The following is a 9,689-nucleotide window of genomic DNA, read 5'->3' on the forward strand; positions in this document are numbered from 1 at the left end:
GCTCCAGGCCGCTGTATGTCACACCGACAGAGAGGGTGCCCTTGAGCTGAAACAGCACAGGGGGAAAGTAGCGCAGCACCAGCGCCTGCTCCATGTCATTGTCCGGCCCGTAGCGGTAAGCGAGGGTACGTTCATGGTCGGCGGCAAAACCCTGCTCGTAGGCCGACCACAGTCGTTGCTCAATCTGCGGCGCGGTCTGTATGTCGTCAGCCCAGTTGCGCAATGGTGGATCAGTCACGATGGCGCCGAAAGCGTCGGGCTTGACCAGGTGATGCACATTCTTCATGCGGTCCAGCATGGCCGGGTGCGAGTCAAACGGATGCGGCACGCTGGCTGTTCCCATGGCTTTCACGAATTTGGTAGAGGCGGCGTAGGGTGTCAGGCCCGAGGCCACAAACTGCGCAATGCCGAGTTGCTGGCCGTGCTGCCGGTCGTGCTCGAACAGTTCACGCTCGATTTCCGACCGGTAGCTTGCGTAGGCGGTAATCTTGATCAGCGATTCCACAATGGCCTGCGGCGAAACCAGCTTCGCGGCGGCGCGGTCGGCCTTGAATTCGCGCTCGCGGCTGTCACGCATCAGCGCGAATTCAAATATCACCCGGTACAGGTACATCAGGTGATAGACCGCAACCGTCAGACCACCGCCACGCATCAGGCCGAGGTAGTGGTCGTACTGCACAAGCTTGGGCCCAAGCCGGGCGCTGCTGGCGGCATCACCACCGCGAAAATGCGCGAGCTCATGGCCCAGCACGGCATCGGCCTGGGCACGGTCCAGCAGCCGCAGCAGCGGAAGGCTGACAAACAACGTGCGGCCGGTCAGCGCCTGGCCGGCCACGGTAAGCGGCGCTTCGGTGACAAAAAAATTGGTGTCAATGCCCGCCACGATCTGTTTGGGCGGCGCGGTCTTCAGGCGCGCGGCCAGAGCGCGTGTGTTGGCCCAAAGGCCCGGCGCGTCGCCGTCGCTGACCAGCTCCCCGTCAATGGTGTTTGCCATGGCGGGGCGCCGCAGCAGCCCGGCAATGGCAAAGAACACCGCGACAGCCACCACAAAGCCGATCAGCGCGATCAGCTTGATGTAATACACGTGAAAGAAGAATGCCGTCACCCAAAAGGACAGCCAGACAAGCATGGTGCCCTGCACCAGCATTTGCGCCGCGCTGGCCAGGCTCAGCATGCGCCAGCCGGTCACAAAACTCAGGTACCGGGCCTTGCGGTTCCAGAAAGCCACGGCGCCCAGCAGCAGTTCCACCAGCAAGATGGCCACACCGCCGGCAATCGTCCATTTGGCGATGAGATGTGCCGCGTAAAACTGCCAGACTTCGGAGAACGGCTCGCAGAACATGTCCCTGTCCTGCACGAGGTCGGCGTTGGCGTCGGCACATATGCGGGAGACCGGGTTATCACGGTAAAACTTCTTGGTGTGCGCCTTGCTTTCGGCGGACATGCTCGAGTCCTGGTCGACCTGCCGCTCTATCGACTGGATGATGGTGCGGTCGAGTTGCTGCTGTGCATGCCTGGCGAACAGCAAGGTTGAGCCCGGAACCAGAAACAGCGTCACCAGCGCGAGGGCCAGAACTTTCAGCAGGTCCTTCCTGATCCTGCTGCTCACCGTATTGCCGTCTTCTCCACTGCCTGCCATGCTCCGCTCCCTGTTTTTTAGTCATTAACCGCTTTGCTCGAGTGGCTAATATACCGGCCCTCGCCTGCTTTCCAAGGCGGGCGAAGCGAGCGCTGAGCGGTCACACCGGCCAGACCACGCCCTTGTCGTTCAGGATGGCATCGAGCGGAATGTCGTGCGGCTCGGGCTCCATGTCGGGCAGCCAGCCCTGGGTATAGCCCAGGCCCACTGTGAAAGGCCGTGGTTGCAGCGTGGCCAGCGTGCGGTCGTAAAAGCCCCCGCCATAGCCCAGCCGATAGCCCCCGGGGCCGTAACCTACGCAGGGCACGAACAGCAGGGTGGGAATAATCACCTCTGTATCTTTTGGTTTCGGAATGCCGTAGGCGTCTTCTTCCATGGGGCAGCCCGGGTACCAGGCATGGAAAGTCAATGTCTTGTGCAGCTTGTTGACCACCGGCAGACCGATCTTGCGCGGCGACCGCGCTGCTATGCTTTCAGTAGCTAGTTGCGCACGTTCCACCTGGTCCAGCGCCGGATTTGATGACGAATCCTGGCTCAAAATGGCATCTTCCTGCCAGCGGTACAGTGCAGGCAGCGGATCGAACTCGCCCTTGATGGGCCAATACGCGCCAATCACCTCGTGCGTGGAACCTACCAGCCAGATGCGCATCACACGCTGCAGCAGGTCAGCCCGCACCAGGCGGTCAGGCATGTTCAGTCGCGCTTCCACCAGCGCCTTGCGTATGCTTAATTTGTCCATAATGTCCCGATGCTATACAAATTTCTTAATGGCCCGGTACGTGCGGCCTCCCTGCCCGCCATTTTTTCCGCGATTGCCTCCCTGACGCTGCTCGTCCCTGCAACCGCCCAAACCACCCTTCCCGCAAGCGCCAGCGCAGCCGACAACGTGATTGTGGAGATGAACAAGGCTTTCAAACGCGGCGACAAGGGCCGGCTGGCACAACTGCTGCCCCAGGCCCGGGGCCACGCGCTTGAGCCCTGGGCGGCCTACTGGGAACTCAAGACGCGACTGGGCGAAGCCAGTGCGCAAGAGGTGCAGGATTTTTTCGGCCGTTACGCCGGCACCTACCAGGAAGACCGGCTGCGCAACGACTGGCTGCTGCTGCTGGGCCAGCGCCGCGATTGGGCCGGCTTTGCCGCTGAATACCCCAACTACCGGATGAACGACGACAAGGAAGTGCGTTGCTACGCACTGCTGGTCGAACACCTCAAAAATCCGGTGGCTGATGCGCGCCTGGCCGACGAAGTGAAAAAGAACTGGTATGCACAGCGCGAGGCAGACGACGGCTGCAACTCGGCCGCCGAGCGGCTGGTTGGCACCAAAAACCTCACAGCGCAGGACGTCTGGATCAAGGCCCGCCTGGCCACCGAGGCCAACCGGCCACGCGCAGCGACCAGTGCGGTACAGATCATTGCGCCCGACGCCGTCGGCATGGTCAATGAACTGAATGCCAGCCCCATCAGGTTCCTGGCGGGCAAACACCTCGCGCTTAGCAAGGCGCGGCGCGAAATCGTCACGCTGGCGCTGATCAAGATGGCGATCAGCGACACGGACGGAGCGGCATCCCAAATGGAAAACAAATGGGGCATGCAGCTGAATACCGAAGAGCGCAACTGGGTCTGGGGTGTGATCGGCAGGCAGGCCGCCACCCGCCTGGGCACCACGCCTGCAGGCGACGCGCTGCAGTACTTTTCTAAGGTCACCAAGGACACCGACCTCAGCGATGACATGCTGGGCTGGAAAGTCCGGGCCGCATTGCGCGCAGGGACACAGCCCAACTGGACGCTCGTGCTGGCAGCCGTCAACGCCATGAGCGACGACGCGCGCAAGGAACCTACCTGGAGCTACTGGAAAGCGCGCGCGCTGCTGGCCACCGCGCCGCCTGACGCAGCGCCCAAAGGCCCGATCGTCGTCGCGACCACACCCGGCGTAACGCAAACCATCAGCACCGGCATCACCATTGCGCCGCAGCGAGCCGAAGCCCTGGCCTTGCTGCAGTCCTTCGCGTCGGCCCGTGGTTTTTACGAGCAGCTCGCGCTGGAAGAGCTGGGCCAGAAGATCACGGTGCCGGCTAGACCAGCGCCGCTGACGGCCGAGGAAAAAGAAACTGCACGGCTGAACCCGGGCCTGAACCGCGCCGCTTATGCCATCGCCGTCGGCCTGCGCCCCGAAGGCACGCGCGAGTGGAACTACAGCACCAACCTGCACAAGCGCGGTGGCATGGCTGACCGCGACCTGCTGGCGGCCGCCCAGTTCGCCTGCGACCGGCAGATCTGGGACCGCTGCATCAACACCAGTGAGCGCACCAAAGGCGAGATCGATTTCGAGCAACGCTTCCCGATGCCGTTTCGCGAAACGGTGACCAAACGCAGCCAGTCCATCAACCTCGACCCGGCCTATGTGTACGGCCTGATCCGCCAGGAAAGCCGTTTCATCATGGACGCGCGCTCCGGCGTGGGCGCTTCGGGCCTGATGCAGGTCATGCCGGCGACGGCACGCTGGACGGCCAAAAAAATCGGCCTTGAAGGCTTCACGCAAGACCAGCTCAATGACCGCGATACCAACATCGCGATCGGCACGGCCTACCTCAAGTTTGCGCTGGATGACCTGAACGGCTCCATGCCCATGGCCGCCGCAGCCTACAACGCCGGCCCCGGGCGGCCACGCCTCTGGCGCAACGGGCCGGTGCTGGACGCTGCGATCTGGGCCGAAAGCGTGCCGTTCAGCGAAACGCGCGACTATGTGAAAAAAGTGCTGTCGAACACCACCAATTACGCGGCCATCCTGACGGGGCAGCCGCAGTCGCTGAAAGCACGGCTTGGCACCGTGGGGCCCAGGGATGCGGCGCAGCCGGAGCCTTACAAGGATCTGCCTTGAAGTATTTTGGGGACGAGCGCGGGCAGCTATTGAATTGATAGCGTTTTTTCAGGGTTGTTATTAATTTTCCGGCGCACCCTCCTCTGAATCCTGCTGGCCGGGCAACCCCCGGCCAGCAACCCTCAGCAAAAAGCGCAACGACAGAACAAGCCAGGCCTCAGCCCTTGGGCTTATAAGCCACAACATCAATCTCCACCCGCGCATCCACCATCAACCGCGCTTCGGTCGTCGAGCGGGCCGGCTTCTTCTCACCGAAATAGCCCATGTAGATGCGGTTGAAACTGCCGAAGTCGCGCGCGTCCTGCAGCCAAACAGTGCTCTTGCAGACGTCGTCCAGCGTGCAACCGGCCAGGGCCAGCACCGCCTGCAGGTTCTTCATCACCTGGTGGGTCTGCATCTCTATTCCGCCGGTCACGATCTCGCCGTTTTCATTGGCCGGCACCTGGCCGGAGACATAGACGAAGTCACCGGCGCGTACGGCGGGTGAGAACGGTCGGGGCTGGCGGTCGGAGGCCAGCGGAGGATTTCCGAAATGTTCCAGAGGCATGAAGAACTCCTTTTTTCCAGTCTCTTTTGTGGCAAATTATGAAATATATTTTCATGAATATGCGCAAATACTCGGGTTTATCCTGAAAATGATCCTCTTCAGGTCAATTAATCTTCACTTTTGAAATTTAACTTCAATCAGGAGTTGTCATGATCCGTGGAATTCGCATGCACCGCCGCACTGCCTTGTCCTCCCTGTTGGCCCTGGGTGCGGCCGGCGCCGGCTTCGGTCCGGCCGCCGCGCAGACGGGCAAGTCAGCCCTGAATCTGGCCATGGTGGCTGAGCCGCCGACGCTGGACATCCAGTCGACCCCGGCCGACCTGGTCTGCATCATCATGCAGCACGTCTACGAGCCGCTGTTCACCTTCGACGCCAAGGCGGCCCTGGTGCCGATGCTGGCCGAGGCGATGCCCAAGATATCGGCGGACGGCAAGCTCTACAGCATCGCCCTGCGCAAGGGCGTGATGCTGCACAGCGGGCGCGAGCTTCATGCCGACGACGTGGTGGCCAGCCTGAAGCGCTGGATGGAAGTCTCGCCGCGTGGCAAGTCGGTGGCGGTGCAGGTGGCCGACCTGTCGGCCAAGGGCCCACTCAGCGTGGAGATCAGCCTGAAGAACGCCTATGCGCCGCTGCTCTCGCAGCTGGCGATGGCCTCGGGCATGGCAGCCATCATGGCCAAGGAATCGCTGGCCCAACCGCTGCGCGAATACGTAGGCACGGGGCCCTACAAGTTCAAGGAGCGCAAGCCCGACCAGTATGTGCTGCTCACCCGCTTCGATGGCTACACCGCGCGCAATGAAGCTGCCAGCGGTTACGGCGGCAAGCGGGTGGCCGTGGTGGAGGAACTGCGCTTCGTACCGGTGCCCAATGCCAACACGCGGGTGGAGGGTGCGCTGGCCGGCCAGTTCCACTACGCCGATCTGCTGCCGATCGAGGCGCTGCCGCGGCTGGAAAAAGCCGGCGGCAAGGTCGTGCCCATCATGACGCCCTCTTTCGGCTTTCCTTACCTGGTGTTCAACACCAAGGAGGGTTCACTGGCGCATCAACCGGTGCGCAAGGCGGTGCAGACCGCGCTGGGCGAAGGCGAGATGCTGGCAGCGGGCTTTGGCGACACGCGATTTTTCATCGCCGAAGGTAACCACTTCCCCAAAGGCACGCCCTTCTATTCCACAGCCGGCACCGCAGCCTATAACGAACGCGATGCCAAGAAGGCCAAGAGCCAGGCCGAGCAGGCCGGCTACAAGGGCGAGCCGGTGCGTATCCTGACCAGCCGGCAGTACGACTTTCACTACAACATGGCATTGATCATGGCCGAGCAGCTCAAGCGTGCCGGCTTCAAGGCCGAACTCAACGTGGTCGAGTGGGCGACGCTGCTGCAGCGCCGCGCCGACCCCAAGCTGTGGGACATCTACATCACCCATTCGGGCCTGTTCCCCGAGCCCATGCTTTCACCGCCGCAGCTGGGCGACGGCGCGCCGGGCTGGTGGAGCTCGCCCGCCAAGGCCGAGGCACTGGCCGCGCTGAACCAGGAGCCGAACCCTGCCAAGCGCGGTGCGCTATGGGGCAAGGTGCAGCAGGTGGTGTATGACGAGGTGCCTTACATCCAGGTGGGCAAGTTCGCCAGCCTGTCGGCGCGTGCGCCTGCGCTGCAGGGCTACACCCCCTACACCTACCCGTTCTTCTGGAACACCAGCCTAAAGAGTTGAGCCCCCACGCTTTTCACTCCGTGTAATGCGCTGCCCCCCGAGGGGGCCGTCCGCCTGCGGCCYGGCAAAGCCGGTTCCGCGGCTCAACTGGCTTTATTTCGCTGTTCTTTCGGCGGGCGTGGAGATGGGGACGTGGAGTGCCTTCGAATGAGTAAAAAATTCGCATCATTGAATAGAGCAACGTCATGACACGGTACCTCCTGTCCCGGCTGGGCGGCATGCTGGTGGTCATGGCCATCGTGGCGGTGCTGGTTTTCATCCTCACGCGCGCCGCCCCGGGTGACCCGATCGCCGTGCTGCTGGGCGACCAGGCCACGGCCGAGGACATCGCGCGCGTGCAGAAGGTCTATGGCCTGGACAAGCCCCTGCCGGTGCAGTTCGGCTTGTGGGTCCGGGAGCTGGCGCGCGGCAACCTGGGCGAATCGATCTTTCTGCAGCGCCCGGTAACCCAGGCGCTGTGGGAGAGGGCCGAGCCCACGACCCTGCTCTCGCTGATGGCCATCGCCATTGCCGCGCTGATCGGTGTGCCGTGCGGCATCGTCTCGGCCGTGTATCGTGGCAGGGCCGTCGACCAGGCTTTCACCGGCTTCGCCATGCTGGGCGCCAGCATACCCAGCTTCTGGTTCGGCCTGGTGCTGATGCAGATCTTCGCGGTCTCGCTGGGCTGGTTCCCCGTCTCGGGCTATGGCGARCCGGGCGCCTCGCTGGCGGCCCGCATCCACTGCCTGGTGCTGCCGGCCACGGTGCTGGGCGTGCTCAATTCGGCGCTGATCATCCGCTTCACCCGCGCTTCGATGCTGGATGTGCTGGGCGAGGACTACGTGCGCACTGCCCGGGCCAAGGGGCTTTCGGAAAACGTGGTGGTGCTCAAACATGCGCTGCGCAACGCGCTGGTGCCCATCGTCACCGTGCTCGGCCTGACAGTGGCACTGATGATCGGTGGCGCGGTGGTCACCGAGACGGTGTTCGGCCTGCCCGGCGTGGGCAACCTGGTGGTGAGCGCGGTGATCCGGCGCGACTACCCGGTGATCCAGGGGGCACTGCTGGTGGTGGCGGCAATCTATGTGGTGATCAACTTTGCGATCGACCTGCTCTACACCGTGGTCGATCCACGCGTGAAGTACTGAAGCGATGCGTATGCCTCAACTTCCTCTCATCCTGCGCAAGCTGTTTCGCCGCCGTATCGTTCTGGCCGCGGCCATCGCTTTGGTCGTGGTGGTGCTGGTATCACTCTTCGCCGGCCCCCTGAGCGGGCTGGACCCGAACGAAACCGCCGTGAGCCAGCGCCTCTCGCAACCCTCTTCTGCTCACCTGTTCGGCACCGACGAACTGGGCCGCGACCTGTTTGCCCGCATCGCCTTCGGCGGACGCTATTCGCTGACCATCGCGCTGCTGACGGCGCTGGGTTCGGTGGTGGCCGGCACCTTGTTTGGCCTGATCGCGGGTTTCTTTCGCCGGCTCGACGCGCCCGTCATGCGGCTGGTCGATGCCATGATGTCCTTCCCCGACATCCTGCTGGCAATCGCCCTGGTCGGCATTCTCGGCCCCTCGATGTTGAACGTGGTGCTGGCCCTGGTGCTGGTCTACACGCCTCGCGTGGCGCGGGTGGTGCGCGCCTCGACGCTGGTGGTGCGCGAGCTGCTGTTTGTGGAAGCGGCGCGCGCCGTCGGGGTCTCCACCGTGCGCATCCTCTGGCGCCATGTGCTGCCCAACCTGATGTCGCCGATTCTCGTGCAGGCTTCCTTCATCTTTGCCTACGCCATCCTGGCGGAAGCCGCGCTGTCTTTCCTGGGTGTGGGCGTGCCGCCCGAAATCCCGACCTGGGGCACCATGGTCGCCGGCAGCCAGCAATACGCCCACCAGGCGCTGTGGATCGTGCTGTTCCCGGGCCTGGCCATCATCCTTACCGCGCTGTCGCTTCAATTGCTRGGCGACGGCATCCGCGACCTGCTGGATCCGCGCCTGCGGAAATCGATGTGAACCGTCTCGAAGTACGCCACCTTTCCACCTTCTTCGACACCGACGAAGGCCTGATCCGCTCCGTCGCCGACGTGAGCTTCAACATCCGTGCCGGCAAGACCACAGCCCTGGTCGGCGAATCGGGCTCGGGCAAATCGGTCACCAGCCTGACGCTGATGCGCCTCTTGCCGCGAACCGCTTCGACGCAGGTCAGCGGCCAGGCCCTGTTCGTCAATCGCGCCGGCGAAACRCTGGACCTGTTGACGCTGCCCGAGCCGCGCATGCGCGCAATCCGCGGCAACGAGGTGGCGATGATCTTCCAGGAGCCGATGACCAGCCTGAACCCGGTCTTCACCGTGGGTGAGCAGGTGGCCGAATCGCTGCGCCTGCACAAGGGCCTGGGCCATGCGGCCGCCCTGGCCCAGGCCCTGCGCATGCTGGAGCTCGTCGAGATCCCGGCGGCTGCCCAGCGCCTGCATGAATACCCGCACCAGCTTTCGGGCGGCATGCGCCAGCGGGTGATGATCGCGCTGGCCATGGCCTGCGACCCGACGCTGCTGATCGCCGACGAACCCACCACCGCGCTGGACGTTACCATCCAGGCGCAGATCCTGGCGCTGATGCGTCGTCTGCAGGCCGAAACCGGCATGAGCATCCTGTTCATCACCCATAACCTGGGCGTGGTGRCCCACCATGCCGATGACGTGGCTGTGATGTACGCCGGCCGCATCGTGGAGGCCGCGCCTGTCAACGACCTGTTCGCACGGCCGCAGCATCCTTACACGCAGGGCCTGCTGGCCTGCCTGCCGGCGCAGCAGCGCGGGCGGGCGTCGGCGGGCGAGGGCTCACATGCGGCGGGAGGCAAGCGCCGACTCTATGCCATCCGCGGCCAGGTTTCCAGCCCGCTGGCGCCGCCACCGGGTTGCGCTTTCGAGCCGCGCTGTGACAAGGCCATCGCGG

General features: G+C 63.7%; 8 protein-coding genes. 5 read left to right on the forward strand and 3 right to left on the reverse strand.

The genetic code is table 11. The features are described from left to right. Positions 1-1,639: M48 family metallopeptidase (locus AC1D1P_RS07240; protein ID WP_477672529.1), on the reverse strand; the 1,639-nt coding region annotated here is incomplete at its 3' end. Between the two features lie 100 nt (positions 1,640-1,739). Beyond that, positions 1,740-2,378 carry a 5-formyltetrahydrofolate cyclo-ligase gene (locus AC1D1P_RS07245; protein WP_477651343.1) on the reverse strand — a complete coding sequence of 213 codons (639 nt, stop codon included), beginning with the start codon at positions 2,376-2,378 and terminating at the stop codon, positions 1,740-1,742. 9 nt (positions 2,379-2,387) lie between these two features. Between AC1D1P_RS07245 and AC1D1P_RS07250 the strand changes: the two genes are divergently transcribed. Then, positions 2,388-4,517 carry a lytic transglycosylase domain-containing protein gene (locus AC1D1P_RS07250; RefSeq protein WP_477670029.1) on the forward strand — a complete coding sequence of 710 codons (2,130 nt, stop codon included), beginning with the start codon at positions 2,388-2,390 and terminating at the stop codon, positions 4,515-4,517. Between the two features lie 157 nt (positions 4,518-4,674). Here AC1D1P_RS07250 and AC1D1P_RS07255 read toward each other — a convergent pair whose 3' ends face one another. After that, a complete protein-coding gene (locus AC1D1P_RS07255) occupies positions 4,675-5,064 on the reverse strand; it encodes a RidA family protein (protein ID WP_477672530.1) in 390 nt (129 codons plus the stop codon). Between the two features lie 149 nt (positions 5,065-5,213). Between AC1D1P_RS07255 and AC1D1P_RS07260 the strand changes: the two genes are divergently transcribed. The 4 genes from AC1D1P_RS07260 to AC1D1P_RS07275 all read left to right on the forward strand — a co-directional run. Continuing rightward, complete coding sequence (locus AC1D1P_RS07260) at positions 5,214-6,770, forward strand: ABC transporter substrate-binding protein (protein WP_477670028.1); 1,557 nt, start codon at positions 5,214-5,216, stop codon at positions 6,768-6,770. A gap of 185 nt (positions 6,771-6,955) precedes the next feature. Continuing rightward, positions 6,956-7,897 carry an ABC transporter permease gene (locus AC1D1P_RS07265; protein ID WP_477648166.1) on the forward strand — a complete coding sequence of 314 codons (942 nt, stop codon included), beginning with the start codon at positions 6,956-6,958 and terminating at the stop codon, positions 7,895-7,897. Between the two features lie 4 nt (positions 7,898-7,901). Beyond that, on the forward strand, positions 7,902-8,750 hold the full coding sequence (locus AC1D1P_RS07270) for an ABC transporter permease (RefSeq protein WP_477670027.1): 849 nt from the start codon (positions 7,902-7,904) through the stop codon (positions 8,748-8,750). Continuing rightward, positions 8,747-9,689: ABC transporter ATP-binding protein (locus AC1D1P_RS07275; RefSeq protein WP_477672531.1), on the forward strand; the 943-nt coding region annotated here is incomplete at its 3' end. The genes AC1D1P_RS07270 and AC1D1P_RS07275, both read left to right, overlap by 4 nt.

It is taken from the genome of Polaromonas sp. P1_E1_2, assembly GCF_056406035.1.

Bases quoted from the DNA above. Each gene is read 5' to 3' on its own strand.
- AC1D1P_RS07245 (WP_477651343.1), bottom strand. From the start codon at position 2,378: ATGGACAAATTAAGCATACGCAAGGCGCTGGTGGAAGCGCGACTGAAC.
- AC1D1P_RS07250 (WP_477670029.1), top strand. From the start codon at position 2,388: ATGCTATACAAATTTCTTAATGGCCCGGTACGTGCGGCCTCCCTGCCC.
- AC1D1P_RS07255 (WP_477672530.1), bottom strand. From the start codon at position 5,064: ATGCCTCTGGAACATTTCGGAAATCCTCCGCTGGCCTCCGACCGCCAG.
- AC1D1P_RS07260 (WP_477670028.1), top strand. From the start codon at position 5,214: ATGATCCGTGGAATTCGCATGCACCGCCGCACTGCCTTGTCCTCCCTG.